Source organism: Devosia sp. LjRoot16 (assembly GCF_964252795.1).
GTDB lineage: Bacteria > Pseudomonadota > Alphaproteobacteria > Rhizobiales > Devosiaceae > Devosia_A.
Genome location: NZ_CAXUPH020000001.1, coordinates 1,607,621 through 1,628,869 on the forward strand (window position 1 = coordinate 1,607,621; position 21,249 = coordinate 1,628,869).

Below are 21,249 nucleotides of genomic sequence, written 5' to 3' on the forward strand. Positions count from 1 at the left end.
AATGGTTGCCGCCATCAGGCGGAATGTGAGCAAGGCGCCAAAATATTCCCGGCAGCGCACAGTGTCTTTGACTCGTCGCGCTTTCGAACCGGAAAAGTCTGCAACTTTTCCTGAAAACGCTCTAGTTCGGCGCCCGCCGCACGATGAACAGGTGCCCATCCGGATCGTGCGAGGCGAAGACGCCGCCCTCGCGCAGCAGCGCCGGCAGCAGCGCGTCGCGGATGCGGCCATAGGCGAGGTTGAGGCCAAGGCCGGGCGTGCCTTCGGGCAGCGCCAGACCGGCGGCGCGCAGCCGCTTGCCGAGAGTGGAGATGCGTTGGCGCAACGTCACGTCGTCGAGCCGCAGCAGGTAGGCGATCTCGCGACGGTCGTGGCCGCTGAGCGCTAGGGCGGCAACCGATTTCAGCGCCGGCGGCAAGCTCGCCAGCATGGCGCTGATCGGGGTCTCGTCGGCGATCGGCTGCGGGTGGCGCGCCGCCTGCCAGGCGCTGTCGCGGAGCCGACTGCGTGTCGCCCCACGCGCTGCCATCCTGACCTTGTTGCGCATCACCCCGACCAGCCAGCGCCGATGCTCCGGTCGGGTGAAATCGGCGCGGCCGACGCGGATCGCCTCGATCAGCGCATCCTGCAGCAGATCATCGGCGTCGGCGGGCACGCGGCTGCAGCGGCGGGCGAGAGCGAGAAGCTGGTCATAGGCCGCCTGTCGCATCGGCTGGCGTCAGGAGACGCGGCGGAGCTTGGGCCGCTGCTGGCTTTCCTCGGCCAGCATTTCAGCGACGGCCTGGGCGCTGACCGGCGGCGAGAACAGGAAGCCCTGCACTTCGTTGCAGCCCTGGTCGCGCACGGCGCTTAGCTGCTCCTCGGTCTCGATGCCTTCGGCGGTGGTCGACATGCCCAGCGACTGGCCGAGCCCGATCACCGCCTTGATGATGGCGAGGCTGTCACCCTTCGACTTCAGGTCGCGCATGAATGAACGGTCGATCTTGATCTTGTCGAAGGGGAAGCTGCGCAGGTAGCTCAGCGAGGAATAGCCGGTGCCGAAATCATCCATCGAGATGCGGACGCCCAGTGCCCTGAGCTTGTGCAGCGTCTTGAGGGTGGGCTCGTTGTCCGAGAGCAACAGCGACTCGGTGATCTCGAGCTCGAGCCGGGTCGGCGGCAGGCCGGTGTCGCGCAAAGCCGCCTCGACTGTCTCGAACAGCCGCTTGTTCTTGAACTGCACCGGCGAGAGGTTGACCGCGACGCGGACCCCCAGCGGCCAGGTCGCAGCGGTGCGGCAGGCCTCACGCAGCACCCACTCGCCGATCTGGACGATGAGTCCGGTTTCCTCGGCGATCGGGATGAACTCGGTGGGCGAGATGGTGCCGCGATCGGCGGTATCCCAGCGCAGCAGCGCCTCGAGGCAGGTGATGCGGTTCTCTTTCAGCCCGACCAGCGGCTGGAACACCAGGCGCAACTCGCCCTTGGCGAGCGCCAGGCGGAGACCGGCTTCGATAGTGCGCCGCTTCTGGATCGCCGCATCCATGCCGGATTCGAAGAAGTGGTAGGTCGAGCGCCCTTCGTTCTTGGCCTTGTAGAGCGCCAGGTCGGCGTTCTTCATCAGGATTTCGGAAGTTTCGCCATCCTGTGGCGCCATGGCGATGCCGACCGAGGTGCCGATCACCAGCTGGTGGCCATCGATGGTGAACGGGTTGGCCATCGCCTTGACAATGCGCTCGGCGATCGCGGCGGCTTCCGCCGGATTGTCGACGCCGCGCAAGAGGAGCGCGAACTCGTCGCCGCCGAGGCGAGCGAGCAGGTCGTTCTCGCGCGTGGCGCCCCACAGGCGGGCCGAAACCTGCTGCAGCAGCTTGTCGCCGAGCGAGTGGCCGAGCGTATCGTTGACTGCCTTGAAGTGGTCGAGGTCGATGCAGAGCACCGCGATGTGCTCGCCGCGGGCGAGGCCCGGCTCGGCCGCTGCCATTTCCTCGAGGAACTGTACGCGGTTGGGCAACTGGGTCAGCGCGTCGTGGCGGGCAAGATGGCGGATCCGCTCTTCCTGCTGGCGCTGCTCGGTGATGTCCTCGTGCGTAGTGACCCAGCCGCCATCCTTCATCGGATGGTGCTGCATCATGATGGTGCGGCCATTGAGCTCGTGGATGTTCTTGCCGTACTCGCCGCGCGAGATCACCTCGCGGCGCCAGCGGATATAGTCCTCGCGGTTGGCCCCGGCCTGCATGCCCTCGTCGAACAGGTGGCCGAGAATGTCGTCGAGCTGCGTGCCTGGCTTCAACAGATGCTCGGGCAGGTTGTAGATGCGCTGGTAGGGCTGGTTGCAGATCACCAGGCGACCCTTGGGGTCGTACATGCAGAGGCCCTGGCTGATATTGTTGACCGCTGCGTCGAGCCGGATGTTCTGGCGCTCGAGTTCGCGCTTGCGCTTCTGGATGATCTCCGAGGAGGCGATCTCCTCGGTGACATCCTCATGGGTGACGACCCAGCCGAGCCCGGGTGAGTAGGCGTGTGCCGTCTCCAGCCAGCGCTCGCCGGCAACGCGTTCGCGCACCTTGGAGCGGGCGCCGCCGCGATTGGCCAACAGCTCGGCTTTATAGGTTCGGAGGAACTCTTCGGGCGACTGGTCGGGATGATTGCCCATCTCGGACGACAGCTTCACCACCGCTTCGAGCGTCATGCCCTTGCGGACGCGGCGGGCGGAGAAGCCGTAAATGTCGAGATAGTGCTGGTTGAACATCACCAGCTTGAACTGCGCCGACCAGACGCAGAAGCCGTAGGGGACCGACTGCAGCGCCGCGTCGAGCAGCAACGCGTCGGCGGCCTTACGATCGGAATCGGCAGCTAGCGCCTTCACTTCTGATCAGGCCCCTCAAATCCCCACAATCCAGCGCGGAACGCTAGCGAAGGGCAGTTAAGATGGTTTTAAGCCCGACCGCAGCTATTCGAGCCCGACCTTCAGCATCTCGATCTCGGCCTTCAGCTTCTGGATCTCGAGCTCGTAGAGCCGGGCGCAGTTGAGCCGAGTCGGCGCCTCGCCGAGCGGAATGATCACGCGGGCATAAGCGACGGCGCTCTGGCGCGTGTCGCCGTTATCGATGCCGTAGTTGGAATCGTTGTCGTAAGCGCTGGAGAGGTCGCCACCGGCCACGCCGAGGTCGAGGTAGCCGCCCGAGGAGTTGATCGACTGGCTGCAGCGCACCCCTTCGGCCGTGGTGATCGAGTCCTCGCCGCCGGGACCGACAGGCGGGGGCGGCAGCATCAGCCCGTCAGCTGCCGCGGCCGGCCATACGGCCAACATAGAGACCGCACACACGCGGCAGAATCGGGCCATCGAGCGAGGCAGGCTGGATGCAGAGAGCAATCTTCCTCTCCTTTACTTTGGGGTCGATATCGAAGGTGAAGATGATCTGGCGCGAGATGCCCGGGCCCATGGTGATCCTGGGGTAGTTGACCTTCGCGCCAGCGGCCGGGGTCTGGTAGTCGGGTTGCATCGGAATGACGTCGAAGGTCATCTTCTGTTTGTAGGGATTGCCGACCACCAGCCGGAAGGCCTTGCGGTCGGATGGGGTGACCCCGGTCTTTTCCAGCGGGCTGAGCGATTGCGCGGCGACCGGAGCCGCGAGCCCCAGCCCGAGCAGCAGGGCGAGCAGCGGGACGAGGTGGACGACCTTCAGGGATGACATGTGACGACGGTCCTCGTGCGGTAGTGGCCGGCCGGGAAACCGGCGGTGTTGGTGACGCGGTTGTGCATCACGATGGTGACGGTGACGATGCCGAGCAGGCCGGTGGGGAAGCTGCTGGCACCGGCGGTGTACGGCTGGGTCTTAATCGGGACCAGATTGAGCACGCCAGCGGTGTAGGCAACTTCGGGCGTGCTGGTGCCGAAGCTATAGCCGGCGGGCTGCTGCACCAAAGTCGGGGCGCCGACATCGATGGTGACGCCGCTGAGCAGCGGCAGAATCGTCGTGAGCGTTGCGGCACTGCCGCCGCCCAGTTGCGAGCCCAGTTGCGTATTGTTGCCGACGGCCATGCCGAGTGCGCCGTTATTGGTGACCGACAAGGTGCAGGCCAGCGCCGGCAATGGCGCCAGCGCCGCCGCCAGCGATGCGAGCAGCCTCAGAACTCTGCCGTGGGCGTGCATGTGACGGTGGTCTTGGTTTGGTAAGTCCCGAGCGGGAAGCCGTTGGCGGTGTTGGTGATCCGGTTGTTGACGTTGAGGATGGCCGCCAGCAGGGTCGTGGCGGGCTTGCTGGTGCCGACATTGGTGAAGGTCTGACTGACGCCGCTGAGCGTGCCGACGCCCTGGTAGGAGACCTGGAGCACCTCGCTCGCCGCGTTGTAGCCGCCGGCCTGGGCGGTCCGGGTAGGCGCGCTGACGTTGATGAAGTTGCTGCCGGTGGCGCGAATGGTGACCGTACCGGCGGTGCCATAGGGCGTCGACGAGGTCAGGATGGTGCCGCCGCTGGTGAGGTCGATGCCGAGGGCGCCATTGGTGTGTCCCTCGATCGAGCAACTGGTGAGCACGTCGCCATCGAAGAAGACGTCCTCGGCGACGGCCGGTGCGGCGAAGGGCAGGATCGCCAGGACGCCAAGAACCCTCAATACAAGTACACGCATGGAAATACTCCTGATACGCATTGGTACATGCGGATCAGTGTCAGTATCTTATGGTTAACGAGTGCTAAATTCCGAACTGATTAGGCGTTAGTGCGCAAATCAGTACAGTCGCGACGCGCGCAAGGCGAAGGAATGCTTGTGCTGATACCGCGCACAAACGCGCATGGGCATACGTGGCAGGTGAGAGGCCGGACGCCTGGAGGCGAACTGCCATTGGGGTAACACTCAGGCGCCGGCGCGGGCTGACCCCCACCCTTGATCACTCCCCTCCGGTGCCTTGGTCTCCCTCCCATGTTTAGGGGGAGGGGACAGGGGTGGTGGTCAGCTCGCACCGGGTCTGCGGCTCAGCGGCTCAGGCCCGCTTCACCATCACGTAGTCGCTGAACTGATACGGCCCCATCTGCACCGGCACGTGCTGTTCGACCGCAAAGCCCTGTGCGCGGTAGAAGGCGATGGCGGCGGCGTTGCCGTCGTTGACGTAAAGCGCGACGGGCAATTCGGGGCCGAAATGCGCGCGGGCGGTAGCGACCAGCGCCTTGCCGAGCCCCAGCCCGCGGGTTTCGGCGAGCAAATAGAGCTTCTTGATCCAGACCTGGCCATCGGCGCGATAGGCCGAGGCGAAACCGACGTCGCGGCCGTCATGGGTGACGAGCCAGTACTGGTGGCCGCGCTCGGCGATATCGGCCTCGAGCGTCTCGAGCGCATAGATCTCGGCGAGCATGCCGGGGATGCGGTCGGCCGGCAGGATGCCGGCAAAGGCCTCGGGCCAGATGCGATAAGCGAGCGCCGCGACCCGCGGCAGGGCATCGGCGGCGATCGGGAAAATCAGCGACGTGGACATGCCCCGTTGTGGCGCGCCGACGCTGCGGCTGGCAAGCGGGCTAGCTGGCGATCTCGCTGCGCATGCTGGTGGAGTCGCCCCAGGTGGAGAGCCAGATCAGCGATTCCGTAGCGAGGCCGATGAGCGGCAGGGTCACGGCGCGCACCAGGCCGCGCCGCGGCTGGTGGTCGACCGCGTGCTGCAGATGCGCCAGCTCCTGCGCCTGGATCGAGCCGATCAGGTCGTGCAGCGGCCGGTCGCGGTCGCGCAGAAAGGCGATCTGGTCTTCGAGGTGCCGATGCACGGTCGCCTCGACGGCTTCGGTGCAGACCCAGATCATGTTGCGTCCCATGAGGGCAGTGACGAAGCCGAGGACGTAGCCGCCAAGACTCCAGAACGCCATGACCCGGCAGGGCCGCGCCCCACGCGCCGGCATGGCCTCGTGGAACCGGCGGCAGTGTTCGATCTCGTCATCCCGCATTTCGGTCAGCGCCGGCACGATGTCGGGATAGAGCTGCCGGGCCAGGGCGAGCTGGGCATCGTAGATGCGGATGGCGCCGAACTCGCCGGCATGATTGACCTTCAGGATGCGCCTGACGGTCAGCGCAGCCGATCGCGGTTCCCAAAACGCCATGCCCCTCAGTCCGTCTTCTTTGCCGCCCCCGTTGGCCGCAACCTCGGGAGATGATAGGCAACGGCCAACCTCGTTGGAAAGCGCCATGCCAAGTTTCGTCCCCGACCTGCCGGTGCTGCTCGGCTTTGCCGTCGCCACCTTCGTGCTGATGATCACGCCCGGGCCCGATATGGCGCTGCAGATGAGCCGCGCCATCAACTATGGCCGGGCGCATGGGCTGGCCGCGATGTTCGGGGCGATGACCGGCATCATGGTGCATACGACGCTGGTCGCCTTCGGCATCTCGGTGCTGATCCTCGCTGCGCCGCCACTGTTCATGGCGCTGAAGATCGCCGGCGCCGTCTACCTGATCTGGCTGGCCTGGCAGGCCATCGCGCATGGCGGTGGGTTGCGGCTCACCGAAGCGGCGAAGAAAGTCCCGACGCTGTGGCAGAGCTTTGCCACCGGGCTCGGCATTAACCTGCTCAACCCCAAGGTGGTGCTGTTCTTCGTGACCTTCCTGCCGCAATTCGTCGAGGCGCATGACCCGGCCGCCGCAGGCAAGCTCCTGTTCCTCGGCGCGCAGTTCGTAGTGCTGTCGATCCCGCTCGGCTTCATGATCGTGTTTGCCGCCGAAAAGCTGGCCGACGCCTTCAAGCGCAGCAAATGGGTCGAGCGGGCGCTCAACTGGAGCTTTGCCGCGATTTTCACCGCCTTCGCCGCGACCATCCTCACTGCACAGGCAAGACATTGAACTACTCCCACGCCTTCCACGCCGGAAATTTTGCCGATGTGATGAAACATCTCATCGTCACCCGGCTGGTCGAGTACCTGAAGAAGAAGGATGCGGCGTTCCGGGTGATCGATACCCATGCCGGGATCGGCAGATACGATCTGACTGGCGCGATCGCCAAGCGCTCGCCGGAATGGGCCGAGGGCATCGGCAAGCTGCTGCAGGGCGGCATGCCGCAGAAGGCGCAGGTGCTGGCCGAACCCTATCTCAAGGTGATCGCCGAGCTGAACCCCAACGATAAGCTCGAGACCTATCCGGGTTCGCCGCTGCTGGTCCGAAGACTGTTCCGGCCGCAGGACCGGCTGTCGGCGCTGGAGCTGCACCCCGAATATGCCGAGCGGCTGGGCAAGCTGTTCGAGGGCGACGTACAGGTGCGGGTGATCCATCTCGATGGCTGGCTGTCGCTCAATGCCCATGTGCCGCCCAAGGAGAAGCGCGGCCTGGTGCTGGTCGATCCGCCGTTCGAGGAGCGCGGCGAGTTCGAGCGGCTGGTCGATGGGCTGGTCAAAGCGCATGGCAAGTTCGCCACCGGCGTTTATGCGCTGTGGTACCCGCTGAAGGACACCCGCGCCGTGCACGATTTCATCTCGGCGCTGCGCGATACCGGCATCCAGAGGATGCTGAGGGCCGAACTCAGCATCCGCCCGGCCTCCAACCCGCCGCGGCTGCATGGCTCGGGGATGATCCTCGTCAACCCACCCTTCACGCTCGAGGGCGAGTTGCGCATCCTGCTGCCGGCGCTGGCGCAACTGCTCGGCGACCCTGGCCAGGGCCGGCACAAGCTCGAATGGCTGCGCGGCGAGGACTGATCAGTAGTCGACGCTGTCGACCAGCTCGAAACTGGTCAGCTGCGGCGTATTGATCAGGCCGCGCGCCTGCGCGCCGACCCACATCTGCCGGAGCGCCGCCGCCATCCGTTCGGCCGCCTCCCTGGTCGCGAACTCGAGGTCGATCATCACGTGGTTGGGATCGTCGGCGCGCCGGCCGACCCGGTGGCGCACCACGCCCATCTGGCGGCGGCCGAGCGGATCACTGTCGAAGCCGTTGCGCCGCCACGCCTCGTAGTCGGGAACCGAATGCTCGATATGCAGCAGGTACATCGCGTTCTCCTCAGCTGGAGCGCTTCAGGACAAGGTGCGGCTCTCAGAGCTCGAACTCATAATAGACCATCTTCTCGCCCTTGCCGCCGACCTTGATGTAAAGCCCGTTGGCCTCGAGGTTGTCGAGCTCGGTGCCGAGCCAGGCTTCGCGGCAGCCAAGCTCACGGCCCCAGGCGAACATCGCTTCGACCATGCGGGTGGCGATGCCCTGGCGCAGATGGGTCGAGGCGGTGCCGACCTCGTCGACATAGAGCTCGGTGAGCTTGTCGGGGTGGCGGTGGATGACCGCGGCGCACTGGCCGACCACCACGCCATTGTCGAGGGCGAGCAGCATCAGATGGCCGGGCTCGAGCAGGTAGGCTTCGAGCCGCTCGGGATGGATCGGCTCGTCGAACACGTCCGGCGCGATCTCGGCAAAATCGAGCTCGTCGCCGTGTTGCATGCGCTTCAATTGGATAGCCATCGGCTGGACTCCTTGTTGGGAGGCGTCACCGATTGGGGATCGGATCAGACGTGCCATGAGGCACCGCGCCGGGATTGCCGCGCATCGTCAGCGGCACGCCGATCCTAGACGGGGTTTGGCACCCCGCCAAGCCGTCAAGCCGTGAGCGCGTCGCGCTCTTTCTTGGTCAGCCGCTCGGTTTCGCTCTTCAGCTGCCCGCAGGCGGCGAAGATATCGCGGCCGCGCGGGGTGCGGACGGGGCTGGCATAGCCGGCATTGTTGACGATGTCGGCGAAGCGCTCAATGCGCGACGAGCTCGAGCAATCGTAATTGGTGCCCGGCCAGGGGTTGAACGGGATCAGGTTGATCTTGGCCGGGATGCCGGCGAGCAGCCGCACCAGCTCGCGCGCGTCGGCGTCGGAATCGTTGATGTCCTTGAGCATCACATATTCGAAGGTGATGCGGCGGGCATTGGAAAGGCCGGGGTAGTCGCGGCAGGCCTGGATCAGCTCTTTCAGCGGATACTTCTTGTTGATCGGCACCAGCATGTCGCGCAGTTCGTCGCGCACCGCGTGCAGCGAGATCGCCAGCATGACGCCGATTTCGCGGCCGGTCGGCTCGATGAACGGCACGACGCCCGAGGTCGAAAGGGTGATGCGGCGCTTCGACAGCGAAATGCCGGCTTCGTCGGAAGCGATCAGCAGCGCCTGCTTGACGTTGTCGTAATTGTAGAGCGGCTCACCCATGCCCATCATCACCACATTGGTGATGGCGCGGCTGTCGCCTTCCGAACCGCCCGAGCCGCGCGGCGCCGGCACCAGGCCGCCGTCATTGGGACGCACGCCGCCGGGGAAATCGCCCAGCCGCTCGCGCGCCATCAGGATCTGGCCGAGGATCTCGCCGGCGGTGAGGTTGCGCACCAGCTTCTGCGTGCCGGTGTGGCAGAACGAGCAGGTGAGGGTGCAGCCGACCTGGGAAGAGACGCACAGGGTCCCGCGATCTTCCTCGGGGATGTAGACGGTCTCGACTTCGACGGGCGGCAGCAGCGGGTTTTTGGGGTCGCGGAAGCGGAACAGCCACTTGCGGGTGCCATCGATCGAGACCTGTTCGGTGACGATCTCGGGGCGGTCGAGCAGGAAGGTGTCGGCGAGCTTCTGGCGGAACCCCTTCTGGATGTTGGTCATCCGGTCGAAATCGGTGACGCCGTTATGGTAGATCCAGTTCCACAGCTGGCTGGCGCGCATTTTGGCTTCGCGCTCGTCGAGGCCGATGCGCATCAGCGTATCGCGCAGCTCGGGCTTCATCAGGCCGACCAGCGAGGTCCGCCCGGATTTCGGGCGCTCGGCATGGGCGTGATGATCGAGGTCGAGGGCGATACTCATGGTGCGGGCGGCTCTCTCAGCGTGCGCGTGTTTGGTGGTCGCGCGGTCGAGGTGGAAAGTCTCACGACTATTCCGGACCACGCTCCTTTAGGGCGCGGCCTGTAACATAGTAGCAGAGTTTGCGCAAAACACGGGGGCGGGAGGCTGGCTTGCGTGGGGTGGGCGGCGGCGTCGCGGCGAACACCCGGATGGAAGGCGGTGATCGAGAGCAACGGGTTGAGTGCGGCCGAGCTTTAGGATGACGCCGTTGGCGGGACCTCATCCTCCGTATGTGGAGAAAGCGCGGGCCGAAGTGATAAACACGTGGTCATCGCGCCTCTCGCAAACGAAAGGAGGTGCAGATGTCACCAGAGCACTACGAGGTAATCGCCGCCGCGCTGATGCTGTTCGCTGCCATGCTCAAACTGATGAGCTAGCCGCAAGGGCGCCCGTGCTTCTTACCGAGGTCGGGCGCTCGGTCGCCGCGGGATCAGCCGGTGCAGCCTTCGATGGCGCGGCTGGCGGCGGTGGCGCCCGACAGCGAGAAGGTCTCGACGATGCGGATGCCCTTGTCGCTGGTGCCCTCGATGACCACCGAGGAGCCGGCGCGCAGGGCGCCCGCCAGGTTGTCGTTCTGGTTGGGATCAAGCAGCCAGGCGGCGTCCTTGTCGGTGAACAGCTCGAAGGTCTGGCCGCTGACCGTGGCGGTCGCCGGGGTGTCGGGCGCAAAGATGAAGCCGGCGACGAGGTTCAGCTCGTTGCGCACGCTCTCGGACGGGCGGTTGGTCAGGTAGAGCCAGGCTTCGGTGAATTCGTCGGGGCTGGGCGAAACCTCGGTGGGCTTACTCAGCGCGAAACAGACCGGGCCGGTCGACTCGGTGGCGGTGTAGGCGGTCCAATCGCGAAATTCGCCGAGCAGCTTCACCGACTGCGCCGTGGCAGCGCCCGACAAGGCGGGGACAAGCACCGTGGCGATGACAGCGAGAGCGCGGAATTTCATAGGCGGGCCTCAGAGGTTCGGCGGTTGGTAGCAGGCAAAGCCTGATGGCATCAATCGCCGAACGTTCGGAAGGGCGGTAAGTTCGCGCCCTCGTGTCGAGCCTGGTATCAGGTACAGGCCTTGCTGATCTCGCCGAGGGCGGCGGTGACGCCCGACAGGCTGTAGCTGTCCGACATCTTGTTGCCCTTCTGCGAGGTGCCGTTGACGGTGAGCTTGGTGCCCGCCTTCAGCGCTTCGACGAAGGTCGCCTCGTCGGCCTCGACGGCGAGCCAGGCAGCCTCACCCTCGGTGACCATCGGGAAGGTCTTGCCGTCGACGGTGGCGGTGACGTTGGCATTGCTGGGGTGGAACGGGTAACCGACCTGCGTCTGCACTTCGTTCTTGGTGCCGAGGCCCTTCCTATTGATCACCAGGAAGTGGATCGGGCTGCGCCGCACCGGGCTGCCGTTCACTTCCTTGGGGCTCCAGTCATCCGGCTGGGCCGAGATGTAGCACATGGCGCCATTGGCATCGGCGCCGGTCCAGGCGGTCCACGCCTTGAAGGTGCCCAGCTGTTTGATTTCCTGTGCGCCGGCAGGCGCAGCCGCCAGTGCGACAAAGACACTTCCGGCAACCAGAGCAGCCAGTGCCAAACGAGATGATGTCATCGCCCTAACATCCTTGAAGTTGCGCAACCAGCACCCGAGCATGGTGCCACGGCATGGTTACCAAGGTCTCAAACCGGCCGCGCATTTTGACTTAGTGGCGACCTTAGCGGCAATCGTGTCGGCAATTTGACGTGCCAAATCGCCGAAAATCCTGTTTGGGCCCGCATGGTGAAGGAAGCGTTAACGCCGACCCGTGCGTCAGGCGGCCAGCGGATAGCTCTGTTCCACCAGATAGGGGCCGCCGCCGACGGAATCGCGCGACGAGAACAAAACGAACCGGCCGACCTTGAATTCGAGCGGCTCGAACCGGCCGGAGAAGGCGATGAAGCGCGCCACCTCTTCGGCGGAAACGCCGCGCAGCCGCGCCAGCGCCACGTGCGGCACGAATTTCCGGCCTTCCGGGGCGAGGCCGCAACGCTGCAGCACCCGCTCCTGCGCTGCCTGCAGGCGCAGCAGCGCGGCATTGGATGAGCAACCGGCGAACAGGGCGCGCGGGGTGTTGCCGCCGAACGAGCCGACGTGATCGAGCTTGATGGTGAAGGCCTCGCTGTCGGCCAGCCGGTCCAGCATGTCGGTGACTTCGCTCGCCACATGGTGATCGACGTCGCCGATGAAGCGCAAGGTAATGTGATAATTCTCGGTGTCGATCCAGCGGGCACCGAACAGGCCGCCCCGCTTGAGCGAGAGGGCGAGCCCCACCTCTGGCGGGACCTCGATTCCGGTAAAGAGCCTGGGCATCCGACCCTCCCTTTGCCGCGGTGAGCTACGTGATTCGCGCTCATCTCCGTCTGAAACGTAGCGACCCCGGATGGCTGCTGCAAGACGGCGGACGCGCATCGCCGCTGCGCCTGCCTCGTGAGGCGAAGAGCTTTGGATAAACCGTTGAAGAACTGCGACATTAGGGAACGTTAAGGTGAGATCCCGAAGTCTTGTATTGTCCGAGGTGTGCCCTCATATTGTGTGATCGACGGCAGAGGCTCGGAGGAGCGCCCGTCACGTCGCCAGGAAAGGGATTTATTCGTCATGGCTGAATTCGACCGTCCGACTATCGCCGCTCAGCGGGCCGGAACCGCCGCGGCCATCGATGAGGGCCTGCGCAGCTATATGCTGAAGGTCTACAACTACATGGGCATTGGCCTCGTGGTGACGGGTGTCGTCGCCTACTTCGCCAATGCATGGTCCACAACGACCGACGCCTCGCAGGCGGTGGGTCAGCTGGCCAATGGCACGCTGGTCACCCAGTGGGGCGCCCTGATCTATGACTCGCCGCTGCAGTGGGTCATCATGTTTGCGCCGCTGGCCTTCGTCTTGGTGCTGAGCTTCGGCATCAACCGGCTCTCCGGCGCCACCGCGCAGCTGCTGTTCTGGGTGTTTGCGGCCGTCATGGGCCTCAGCCTCTCGTCGATCTTCATGGTCTATACCGACGCCTCGATCGCCAAGGTGTTCTTCATCTCGGCAGCCACGTTCGGTGCGATGAGCCTTTACGGCTACACCACCAAGCGTGACCTGACGGGTATCGGCAACTTCCTGATCATGGGCCTGATCGGCCTGATCATCGCCTCGATCGTCAACATCTTCCTGGCATCCAGCATGCTCGACTTCGCCATCTCGGCGATCGGTGTGCTGATCTTCGTGGGCCTCACCGCCTACGACACGCAGAAGGTCAAGGAAAGCTACGACCAGGGTATGGGCGCCGAGGTGCTGCAGAAGACCGCGGTGATGGGCGCGCTTAGCCTCTACCTCGACTTCATCAACCTGTTCCTGATGCTGCTGCGCCTGTTCGGTAACCGGGAGTAATCGCCGAGCGCTTTCGGGAAAAGTTGTGAGACTTTTCTGGTTCGAAAGCGTGACTGATAGAAGGAATCAGCAAGTCTGATTGGAAGTTTGAGGGGCCGCGATCTACTAGAGATCGCGGCCCTTTCGTTTGTAGCGAGCTTCTGATGTCCGACGTGGTTTTCCGCCCCTTTGCGTGGTCCGACGTACCTGAGATCACCGCCATCTACCGGCCCTATGTCGAGGAGACAGTGATCACCTTCGAGACCGAGGTGCCCTCAGAGACCGATATGGCCGAGCGCTTCGGCAAGCTCAAGGCGCTGGGTCACCCGCTGATCGTCGCCGAGCGGGCCGGCGAGGTGCTGGGCTATGCCTATGCCTCGTTCTACCGGCCGCGGGCGGCTTACCGCTTCACCTGCGAGGATTCGATCTACCTGCGGCAGGATGCGGTCGGGCAGGGGATCGGTGGGCGGCTGCTGGATGAGCTAATGGCGCAGAGCCGGGCCGCCGGGTTCAAGCAGATGATCGCGGTGATCACCGCCGAGCGCGCCAATTCGGTGCGCCTGCACGAGAAAGCCGGCTTCCGTCATGTCGGGCGCTACGAGGCGGTGGGCTACAAGTTCGACCGCTGGCTGGATATCGTGCACCTGCAGAAGGCGCTGTGAGGCTTCGTGACGACCGGCGAGGAACGGATCTTCCAGTGTGCGCGCGACGTGCTGTGGGTGATCCTCGAGCAGCCCTCGCCGACGCTCAAGGACCTGGCCGAAGTGCTGGATCGGCTGGCCGTCGCATACGCAGACGCGCCGGCGGGTGAGTTCACCGACAACGCTACGGAACGACCCTCGCAAGAGCTGAGAGAACCGATCGCTGCGAGATTTTCGCTTGGGCTGTACGTCGACGCAGATCCCATGGATTTCGACTTCACCGAACTGGTCGGCGATGGCATCGACGATCTGGTCGATATTGCCGGCCAGATGCAGGACCTGCTTTGGATCCGCGACGAGCTGGGGGCGGATGACGCGCTCTACCATTTGCATTTGCTCGCCTTCCACTGGATGGGGCATCTGCGCAGCCTGAGCCGCTACCTGCATGTCTTGCGCTACGGCAGCGCCTCTTACGACGTAGCCGCGCGGGCCGCTGGGTCTTTTTGAGGGCACCACACCCGCCCACCCACGGTGGGGGAAGCTCGGGGCTAGTCGGATAACGGCTGGGTTAGAGCCGCTTCTCCATCGGGTAGCACAGCATGCCGCGGTCGGCTTCCGCCGGGGCGGCATCCTGCCAGCCATTGGCGAGGTAGAAGCGGTGGGCGGTGCCTGTGCTGGTGAGCCTCGCGACGTTGGCGCCGGATTGGCGGATGTGCTCCTCGAGAGCGGCGAGCAGGGCCTTGCTGACGCCGCGGAAGCGGTGGGCCGGGGCGACGTAGTTGAGGCCGATCTCATCAGGGCCGGTTAAGCAGCCGACCGCGGCGATCTCGCCATCGCGCTCTGCGACAAGGAACCGGGCGCCGGGGCGTTCGAGCATTTTCAGCACCATCTCGGGCGTCTTGTTGCGGAGCCACCCGGCGAGGATTTCGGCATCGTCGCGGTGGTCGGCAGTGCAGAGGTCGCGGATCGAGGCGGTGAGCACGGCGCTCATCGCCGCGGCGTCCGCCGGCACGGCCGGGCGGATGGTGATCATTTGACCAGCGCGAGCTCCAGGACGCGGAGTACGGTCGTGAGGTCGTGGCCGCGCTTCAGGATGCGGCCATCCTGGCTCAATACCATGTACTGGCCCTGCTTGAGGCGCAGCCTGGGGTTCTTCTCGACCACGTAGAGCGGGCGCTCGGAGGCGCGCTTGTAGATCGAGAACAGCGCGCGGTCGCGCAGGAAGTCGATCGCATAGTCGCGCCACTCACCATCGACGACCTTGCGGCCATAGAGGTTGAGGATGGTCTGGAGTTCCTTGCGGTCGAAGGTGACCGCAGGCACGAAGCGGTTATGATTGGCCGGCTGAAGATCGGCGGGACCAGGGCTCGCGGCTGCCGCGAAATCGATGAGTAGCCCTGATCCAGACTGCTCGGGTTCATCCACCATTGATCGGCCTCGTCACCTCGTTGTCATGATCGCGTCATTCGCAACGCTTGGCAAGCCAGTCGGATACATTGCAACGACGGACCGGGGGCCCAGGCATCCGCCGCAGAGATTAACGCAAAATCCCTATTTCGGTCACAATCCCTCCCAGTTGACGCCAGATTGACCCGGCACCTTAGCTCCATTGCCTCCAGTGGCCGGCAAGCGGGCTGACCGAGCCCCCAAACCACGATGCTCGTTTGCCGGCCGCCTCTTACATGCACAGTCATTCTCCTCCCGCCTGCGCAAGCTGGCGGGAGTTTTGTTATGGCGGCGAGCAATTTGATCGATTGTGCAAACGGAGCTGCAAAGCCCCCCAACTACGCTGCCGGACAGCAAGGGAGGCTCTGGTGATCGACAGCGTCTGGGCGCGGCCGGGGGTGAAGTGTGTCTGCGTCGACGGTTCACGACCGATGGCGTCGGTGTTTCCCGGCAAGCCGCCAATAGAGGTCGGCGGCACGTTCCCCGTTACCGGGCAGATCTACACTATCGAGTCAGTCGTCTGACATGTGTCGGGCCTGCCATGGGTGGGAGATTTCCTCGGTGTGCACCTGATGGAAATCAACCGTGAGCCCGGCGGAATGACCGGCATGGTCGTGCCCTACCGCATCGAGCGTTTCCGTCCGCTGGTTGACGACAGCCGAGAAAGAGACCTGGCGCTGTTCACGCCGCTGCTCGACCCCGAAGAGGTCGAGGGCTGATCAGCGGGTGAAGCTGGCGGCGCCGACGATCGGGCCGGGCAGGCCGGCGTGATCCTGCTGGATGAGGATGACGGCGCCGTTGGAGCGGCCGGTCAGCACTTCGGCGAGCGGCAGGGTGAGTTCGGCTCCGGCATCGGCTTTCCACATCCCCAGCACCTGGCGACCGGTGACGATCTGCGTGTAGGCCACCTGTTTGCCCTCGTTCTCGCCGCGCTCGATGGTGACATCGGCCCGATCGAGGAAGGTGATGAGCCAGATCATCGCGTCGGCCTCGCCGGCCTTTGGCGGCACCGACACCTGCAGCATGTCGTCGGACGCCTCGGTGAGCTTGACGTCGAGCGGCAGGCTGGCGCCACCGAGAGCGGTGTTGACCGCGTCGCGCTTCGAGCCGACGAGGCCGCCCTTGCCGTTGATCACCAGCTGCGGGGTGAAGATGCGTGAGGAACCCCAGCTCTCGGCGTAATCGCGCTGCCGGTCGGAGTTCTCCTTGGTGCCGAAAGTGTCCTCCCAGCCGATATAGTCCCAGTAGTCGACGTGGTAGGCGAGCGCGACGACATCGGGGCGCTTGCCCATCTCATCGAGCATGGCATCGGCCTTCGGGCAGGACTTGCAGCCCTGCGAGGTGAACAGCTCGAGCACGGCTTTGGGCGCAAGCTTGATCTCCCCGGCGAGGGCTGCGGAGATCAGGGCAAACGAAAGGGAGACGCCGCAAAGGATCGAACGAAAAAGCATGGCGACGTTTGTAGGCAGGCGGGTTGTCCCGCGCGAGTCAAATCGGCGCGACTTGCCGTGATAGGGAAAAGGGGGGCGATAAGCTGCGGATTGGACGTATCGAGCGTGTGGATGCACCGGCCGCGCCCCAATCGCCCCCTCGCCCCTCTGGGGAGAGGGCGGCGGATGAGGCTGAAGGCCTCATCCGCGGGGTGAGGGGCGCCAAGCGCTGGGATGGGTGTAGCAGCGGATAGGCCGGTGTGCTTGGCTACCCCTCACCCTGACCCTCTCCCCAGAGGGGAGAGGGGACGATGGGGCGCCGTTCGTGGTCGCCGCTGCTTACGCCGCGACGAGGTTGCGGAGCACGTAGTGCAGGATGCCGCCGTGCTGGTAGTATTCGAGCTCGTTGACCGTATCGATGCGGCAGCGGGTCGAGATTTCCTCGATACGGCCGTCGGCGCGGACGATCTTCACCTTGACGGTGGAGCGCGGGGTCAGGGTGGTGAGGCCCTCGATCGAGACGGACTCGGTGCCGTCGAGGTGCAGCGTCTGCCAGCTCTCGCCCTCGGCGAACTGCAGCGGCAACACGCCCATGCCGATGAGGTTGGAGCGGTGGATGCGCTCAAAGCTCTGGGCGATGACGGCGCGGACGCCGAGCAGGCGGGTGCCCTTGGCGGCCCAGTCACGCGACGAACCGGTGCCGTATTCCTTGCCGGCGAAGATCACCAGCGGGGTGTTCGACTTCTGGTAGGCCATGGCGGCGTCATACATCGCCATGACTTCGCCGGTCGGGCCCTTGGTGAAGCCGCCTTCGACGCCCGGCACCATCTGGTTCTTGATGCGGATATTGGCGAAGGTGCCGCGCATCATCACTTCGTGGTTGCCGCGACGGGCGCCGTAGGAGTTGAAGTCCTTGGGCGCCACCTGGCGCTCGACCAGGTACTTGCCGGCCGGGGTGCCGGCCTTGAACGAACCGGCGGGCGAGATGTGGTCGGTGGTGATCGAGTCGAGGAAGAGGCTCAGGACGCGGGCCTCGTGAATGTCGGTGACCGGCGCCGGCTCCATGGTCAGACCCTCGAAATACGGCGGGTTCTGCACATAGGTGGAGCTGGAATTCCAGCGATAGGTCTCGCCGCCGTCGACGGCGATACCCTGCCAGTTCTCGTCGCCCTTGAACACGTCGGAGTAGCGGCCGAGGAACATCTTTGGGGTGATCACCGTGCGAACGATGTCCGAGATCTCCTGGTTGGTCGGCCAGATGTCCTTGAGATAGACGGGCTGACCGTCCGAACCGGTGCCGAGCGGCTCGGTCGCAACGTTGATGTTCATCGAACCGGCGATGGCATAGGCAACGACCAGCGGCGGCGAGGCCAGGTAGTTGGCGCGCACGTCGGGGTTCACCCGGCCTTCGAAGTTGCGGTTGCCCGAGAGCACCGAGGCGGCGACGAGGTCGTTGGCGTTGATGCATTCCGAGATGGCTTCCGGCAGCGGGCCGGAATTGCCGATACAGGTGGTGCAGCCATAGCCGACAAGGTTGAAGCCGAGCGCGTCGAGATCGGCCGAGAGGCCGGCGGCGTTCAGGTAGTCGGTCACCACCTGCGAGCCCGGCGCCAGCGAGGTCTTGACCCACGGCTTCGACGTCAGGCCCCTGGCGCGCGCCTTGCGGGCGACGAGGCCCGCGGCGATCAGCACGTTGGGGTTCGAGGTGTTGGTGCACGAGGTGATGGCGGCGATCACCACGTGACCGTCGTCGATGCTGAACTTCTCGCCGCGCACCGGGAAGGCGGCTTCCTCGGGAATGTCGTCGACGCCGGTAGCGCCTTCATCGACGAAGCGGCTCTCGCCCTTCGACTCGGGCAAAGCGGTACGCTCCTTGCGGCCGCCGGCGAGGTCTTTCATCGCTTCGGCGAATTTCGGCGCGGCATCGACCAGCGAGACGCGGTCCTGCGGGCGCTTCGGGCCGGAGAGCGAAGGAACGACAGTGGTGAGGTCGAGCGACAGCGTGTCGGTGAACAGCGGATCGGCGCTGTCGGTGGTGCGGTACATGCCCTGGGCCTCGGAATAGGCCTTCACCAGCGCGACGCGGTCGGCATCGCGGCCGGAGGTCTCGAGGTAGGTCAGGGTGTCCGAGTCGACCGGGAAGAAGCCGCAGGTGGCGCCGTATTCGGGGGCCATGTTGGCGATGGTCGCCTGGTCTTCGAGGCTGAGGTAATCGAGGCCCGGGCCGTAGAACTCGACGAACTTGCCGACCACGCCTTTCTTGCGCAGCATCTCGGTGACGGTGAGCACCAGGTCGGTGGCGGTGATGCCCTCGTTGATCTTGCCGGTCAGCTTGAAGCCGATGACTTCGGGGATCAGCATGGTGATGGGCTGGCCGAGCATGGCGGCCTCTGCCTCGATGCCGCCAACACCCCAGCCGAGCACGGCGAGGCCGTTGACCATGGTGGTGTGGCTGTCGGTGCCGACGAGCGTATCGGGGTAGGCGTAGAGTTCGCCCGAGGTCTCGTCCTGGCGGGTCCAGACGGTCTGGGCCAGGTATTCGAGGTTCACCTGGTGGCAGATGCCGGTGCCGGGCGGCACGACGCGGAAGTTGTCGAAGGCTTTCTGGCCCCAGCGCAGGAACTCGTAGCGCTCGCCGTTGCGCTCGTATTCGAGGTCGACGTTCTGCAGGAAGCTCAGCGGGGTGCCGAACGAGTCGACCATCACCGAGTGGTCGATGACCAGGTCGACCGGCACCAGCGGGTTGATCTTCTGCGGATCGGCGCCGAGCTTGGCGGTGGCGTCACGCATGGCGGCGAGATCGACCACGGCGGGGACGCCGGTAAAATCCTGCATCAGCACGCGGGCCGGGCGATAGGAGATTTCGTGCTCGGAGATGCGGGTGCGCAGCCAGTCGGCGACGGCCTCGATATCGGCGCGGGTGACGGTGACGCCGTCCTCGAAGCGGAGCAGGTTCTCCAGCACCACCTTCATCGAGTGCGGCAGCTGCGAGACACCCTTCAGACCGTTCTGTTCCGCCAGCGGAATGGAGAAGTAGCTGTAGGTCTTGTCCCCGACGGTGATCGTGGTTCTGGACTTGAAGCTGTCGAGGGATTTCGAGGTCACGGGTGTCGCCTTCACGCGCTGGTGTTGCAAGGCGCCGCCCGGTCCTGACGCCGGACCGTAAAGGCCCGGGAGACCGGGGGCAGAGGTCGTCTGACTGGAAGCATTCCAATCTAGCGCTGGCTTATAGAGAAACTACATGACGCTTGCCAGTGGTCACTTGGGTTCATTAGGCATGGCGGCCATGAACCAGCCGCTGCCCGTTTCCGAGGCCTTTCACCCGCAGCTGAGCGTCAGCGGCCTCACCGTGCGGCGTGGCGAGCGGCTGCTGTTCGCCGATCTGCAGTTCGAGCTTCGGCCCGGCGGGGTGCTGCTGCTGCGCGGCCCGAACGGGGTGGGCAAGTCGACACTGCTGCTGGCGCTGGCCGGAATCGTGCGGCCGGACGCGGGGACGATCGCCGGGGCGGAGCGCACCGAGTTGCACCTCCTCAACTACCAGAGCGGGCTCAAGGGGCGCCTGACGGTCAGCGAGAACCTCAAATTCTGGCAGGCGATGAACGGGGCGAACGGCCTGACGGTCGCAGCGGCGCTGGACGCCGTCGGCATCGGCGGGCTCGGCGTGCTGGAGGCGGGGTACCTCTCATCGGGGCAGCTGAGGCGCCTGGCGCTGGCGCGGCTCTTGGTCAGCGCGCGGCCGATCTGGTTGCTGGATGAGCCGAGCGCGGCGCTCGACGCCGAGGGCGAGGCGCTGCTCGGCCGGCTGATCGATGCGCATCGGGGGCGTGGCGGCATCGCGGTGGTCGCAACCCACCATGACCTGCCGCTCACCGACCAGGCCGGGGTCGAGACGCTGATCCTCGGAGGCGCGGCATGAGCGCCTTCCGGGCCCTGATCGGGCGCGACCTCAAGCTGGCGTTCCGGGCTGGCGGCGAGGCGCTGACGCTGGTGCTGTTCTTCGTCATGGTGGCGGTGATCGTGCCGTTCGCCATCGGGCCGGACCGGCCGCAGCTGACCCGGCTGGCGCCGGGGATCGTGTGGATCGCGGCGTTCCTCTCGATGCTGCTGGGGCTCGACCGGTTGTTCCGCAACGATGACGAGGATGGTTCGCTCACCCTGCTGCGGCACGCCGGCCTGCCGCTCGAAGCGGTGGTTGCCGCAAAAGTGATTGCGCATTGGCTGATGACGGCGCTGCCGCTGCTCTTGGCGACGCCGGTGCTGGCGCTGCTGCTGTCGATGTCATGGGCGCAATGGGGGCAGACGGTGCTGGCTTTGCTGATCGGCACGCCGGCGCTGGTGAGCTTTGGGGCGCTGGGCGCCGCGGTAACGGTGGGGCTGAGGCGCGGCGGGCTGATCGCGCCGGTGCTGATCCTGCCGCTGTCGATCCCGATCATGATCTTCGGGGTGGGGATGATGGATCCGCTCGCCGGCAGTGGCGCGACATTGTTCCTCATTGCCTTGAGCCTCGTGGTGACGGCCTTCTCACCTTTCGCGGCTGCGCTTGCCTTGCGCGTGGCCGGGGAATAGAGC

Annotated in this window: 27 protein-coding genes; 9 read left to right on the forward strand and 18 right to left on the reverse strand. The window is 65.2% G+C overall.

Annotation, left to right across the window (positions count from 1 at the left end; translation table 11 throughout):
• Positions 1-121 precede the first annotated feature (121 nt).
• The 8 genes from ACSQ23_RS07560 to ACSQ23_RS07595 all read right to left on the reverse strand — a co-directional run bounded on the left by ACSQ23_RS07560 (position 122) and on the right by ACSQ23_RS07595 (position 6,065).
• On the reverse strand, positions 122-709 hold the full coding sequence (locus tag ACSQ23_RS07560) for an RNA polymerase sigma factor (protein WP_436090233.1): 588 nt from the start codon (positions 707-709) through the stop codon (positions 122-124).
• 9 nt (positions 710-718) lie between these two features.
• Positions 719-2,848: an EAL domain-containing protein gene (locus tag ACSQ23_RS07565; protein ID WP_436090234.1), complete on the reverse strand. Its 2,130-nt coding sequence runs from the start codon at positions 2,846-2,848 to the stop codon at positions 719-721.
• A gap of 84 nt (positions 2,849-2,932) precedes the next feature.
• Positions 2,933-3,253 carry a hypothetical protein gene (locus tag ACSQ23_RS07570; RefSeq protein ID WP_156384460.1) on the reverse strand — a complete coding sequence of 107 codons (321 nt, stop codon included), beginning with the start codon at positions 3,251-3,253 and terminating at the stop codon, positions 2,933-2,935.
• A 7-nt stretch (positions 3,254-3,260) separates the two neighbouring features.
• Positions 3,261-3,677, reverse strand: coding sequence for a hypothetical protein (locus ACSQ23_RS07575; RefSeq protein WP_436090235.1), 417 nt, complete (start codon positions 3,675-3,677; stop codon positions 3,261-3,263).
• Positions 3,665-4,135 (reverse strand): hypothetical protein, encoded by a 471-nt coding sequence (locus tag ACSQ23_RS07580; protein WP_436090236.1) that lies wholly within the window; start codon positions 4,133-4,135, stop codon positions 3,665-3,667. Before ACSQ23_RS07580 ends, ACSQ23_RS07575 begins: the two co-directional genes overlap by 13 nt.
• The gene (locus ACSQ23_RS07585; protein WP_436090237.1) at positions 4,111-4,611 is read right to left on the reverse strand and encodes a hypothetical protein; all 501 of its coding nucleotides are present in this window, start codon (positions 4,609-4,611) and stop codon (positions 4,111-4,113) included. Before ACSQ23_RS07585 ends, ACSQ23_RS07580 begins: the two co-directional genes overlap by 25 nt.
• 352 nt (positions 4,612-4,963) lie before the next feature.
• Positions 4,964-5,452: a GNAT family N-acetyltransferase gene (locus ACSQ23_RS07590; RefSeq protein WP_436090238.1), complete on the reverse strand. Its 489-nt coding sequence runs from the start codon at positions 5,450-5,452 to the stop codon at positions 4,964-4,966.
• A gap of 40 nt (positions 5,453-5,492) precedes the next feature.
• The gene (locus tag ACSQ23_RS07595) at positions 5,493-6,065 is read right to left on the reverse strand and encodes a demethoxyubiquinone hydroxylase family protein (RefSeq protein WP_436090239.1); all 573 of its coding nucleotides are present in this window, start codon (positions 6,063-6,065) and stop codon (positions 5,493-5,495) included.
• Between the two features lie 85 nt (positions 6,066-6,150).
• Between ACSQ23_RS07595 and ACSQ23_RS07600 the strand changes: the two genes are divergently transcribed.
• Positions 6,151-6,798, forward strand: a complete 648-nt coding sequence (locus ACSQ23_RS07600) for a LysE family translocator (protein WP_436090240.1) — start codon at positions 6,151-6,153, stop codon at positions 6,796-6,798.
• The gene (locus ACSQ23_RS07605) at positions 6,795-7,646 is read left to right on the forward strand and encodes a 23S rRNA (adenine(2030)-N(6))-methyltransferase RlmJ (RefSeq protein ID WP_436090241.1); all 852 of its coding nucleotides are present in this window, start codon (positions 6,795-6,797) and stop codon (positions 7,644-7,646) included. The genes ACSQ23_RS07600 and ACSQ23_RS07605 overlap by 4 nt, the downstream gene beginning before the upstream one ends.
• Here ACSQ23_RS07605 and ACSQ23_RS07610 read toward each other — a convergent pair whose 3' ends face one another.
• From ACSQ23_RS07610 to thpR, 6 genes are all read right to left on the reverse strand, one after another.
• Positions 7,647-7,937 (reverse strand): hypothetical protein, encoded by a 291-nt coding sequence (locus tag ACSQ23_RS07610; protein ID WP_436090242.1) that lies wholly within the window; start codon positions 7,935-7,937, stop codon positions 7,647-7,649.
• Between the two features lie 43 nt (positions 7,938-7,980).
• Positions 7,981-8,400 (reverse strand): GNAT family N-acetyltransferase, encoded by a 420-nt coding sequence (locus ACSQ23_RS07615; RefSeq protein ID WP_436090243.1) that lies wholly within the window; start codon positions 8,398-8,400, stop codon positions 7,981-7,983.
• Positions 8,401-8,534: 134 nt separating this feature from the next.
• Positions 8,535-9,761, reverse strand: coding sequence for a 23S rRNA (adenine(2503)-C(2))-methyltransferase RlmN (gene rlmN / locus ACSQ23_RS07620; RefSeq protein WP_436090244.1), 1,227 nt, complete (start codon positions 9,759-9,761; stop codon positions 8,535-8,537).
• 469 nt (positions 9,762-10,230) lie between these two features.
• Positions 10,231-10,740: an invasion associated locus B family protein gene (locus ACSQ23_RS07625; protein ID WP_436090245.1), complete on the reverse strand. Its 510-nt coding sequence runs from the start codon at positions 10,738-10,740 to the stop codon at positions 10,231-10,233.
• A gap of 107 nt (positions 10,741-10,847) precedes the next feature.
• The gene (locus ACSQ23_RS07630) at positions 10,848-11,387 is read right to left on the reverse strand and encodes an invasion associated locus B family protein (protein ID WP_156384458.1); all 540 of its coding nucleotides are present in this window, start codon (positions 11,385-11,387) and stop codon (positions 10,848-10,850) included.
• A gap of 198 nt (positions 11,388-11,585) precedes the next feature.
• Positions 11,586-12,125, reverse strand: a complete 540-nt coding sequence (thpR, locus tag ACSQ23_RS07635; RefSeq protein ID WP_436090246.1) for an RNA 2',3'-cyclic phosphodiesterase — start codon at positions 12,123-12,125, stop codon at positions 11,586-11,588.
• 285 nt (positions 12,126-12,410) lie between these two features.
• On the opposite strand from thpR, the gene ACSQ23_RS07640 reads away from it, so the two are divergent.
• The 3 genes from ACSQ23_RS07640 to ACSQ23_RS07650 all read left to right on the forward strand — a co-directional run bounded on the left by ACSQ23_RS07640 (position 12,411) and on the right by ACSQ23_RS07650 (position 14,311).
• Positions 12,411-13,184: a Bax inhibitor-1/YccA family protein gene (locus ACSQ23_RS07640; protein ID WP_055994060.1), complete on the forward strand. Its 774-nt coding sequence runs from the start codon at positions 12,411-12,413 to the stop codon at positions 13,182-13,184.
• A 143-nt stretch (positions 13,185-13,327) separates the two neighbouring features.
• Positions 13,328-13,825: a GNAT family N-acetyltransferase gene (locus ACSQ23_RS07645; RefSeq protein WP_055994058.1), complete on the forward strand. Its 498-nt coding sequence runs from the start codon at positions 13,328-13,330 to the stop codon at positions 13,823-13,825.
• 6 nt (positions 13,826-13,831) lie between these two features.
• Positions 13,832-14,311, forward strand: a complete 480-nt coding sequence (locus ACSQ23_RS07650; protein ID WP_055994056.1) for a hypothetical protein — start codon at positions 13,832-13,834, stop codon at positions 14,309-14,311.
• A gap of 61 nt (positions 14,312-14,372) precedes the next feature.
• On the opposite strand, the gene ACSQ23_RS07655 is transcribed toward ACSQ23_RS07650, so the two are convergent.
• The gene (locus tag ACSQ23_RS07655; RefSeq protein WP_156384457.1) at positions 14,373-14,837 is read right to left on the reverse strand and encodes a GNAT family N-acetyltransferase; all 465 of its coding nucleotides are present in this window, start codon (positions 14,835-14,837) and stop codon (positions 14,373-14,375) included.
• Positions 14,834-15,232, reverse strand: a complete 399-nt coding sequence (locus ACSQ23_RS07660) for a DUF2794 domain-containing protein (RefSeq protein ID WP_082527857.1) — start codon at positions 15,230-15,232, stop codon at positions 14,834-14,836. The genes ACSQ23_RS07655 and ACSQ23_RS07660 overlap by 4 nt, the downstream gene beginning before the upstream one ends.
• A gap of 386 nt (positions 15,233-15,618) precedes the next feature.
• Here ACSQ23_RS07660 and ACSQ23_RS07665 point away from each other — a divergent pair, with 386 nt between their 5' ends.
• Both ACSQ23_RS07665 and ACSQ23_RS07670 read left to right on the forward strand, forming a co-directional pair.
• On the forward strand, positions 15,619-15,774 hold the full coding sequence (locus tag ACSQ23_RS07665) for a hypothetical protein (RefSeq protein WP_436090247.1): 156 nt from the start codon (positions 15,619-15,621) through the stop codon (positions 15,772-15,774).
• Positions 15,775-15,822: 48 nt separating this feature from the next.
• On the forward strand, positions 15,823-15,969 hold the full coding sequence (locus ACSQ23_RS07670; RefSeq protein WP_436090248.1) for a hypothetical protein: 147 nt from the start codon (positions 15,823-15,825) through the stop codon (positions 15,967-15,969).
• Here the strand turns inward: ACSQ23_RS07670 and ACSQ23_RS07675 are convergent, their stop codons facing one another.
• Positions 15,970-16,701 carry a DUF1223 domain-containing protein gene (locus ACSQ23_RS07675; protein ID WP_055874856.1) on the reverse strand — a complete coding sequence of 244 codons (732 nt, stop codon included), beginning with the start codon at positions 16,699-16,701 and terminating at the stop codon, positions 15,970-15,972. It abuts the gene before it with no gap.
• Between the two features lie 318 nt (positions 16,702-17,019).
• Positions 17,020-19,785, reverse strand: coding sequence for an aconitate hydratase AcnA (acnA, locus tag ACSQ23_RS07680; RefSeq protein ID WP_055994054.1), 2,766 nt, complete (start codon positions 19,783-19,785; stop codon positions 17,020-17,022).
• Positions 19,786-19,957: 172 nt separating this feature from the next.
• Between acnA and ccmA the strand changes: the two genes are divergently transcribed.
• A complete protein-coding gene (gene ccmA, locus ACSQ23_RS07685; RefSeq protein WP_244488373.1) occupies positions 19,958-20,596 on the forward strand; it encodes a heme ABC exporter ATP-binding protein CcmA in 639 nt (212 codons plus the stop codon).
• Positions 20,593-21,246, forward strand: coding sequence for a heme exporter protein CcmB (gene ccmB, locus ACSQ23_RS07690; protein ID WP_055994052.1), 654 nt, complete (start codon positions 20,593-20,595; stop codon positions 21,244-21,246). The genes ccmA and ccmB overlap by 4 nt, the downstream gene beginning before the upstream one ends.
• The last annotated feature ends 3 nt before the right edge of the window (positions 21,247-21,249 follow it).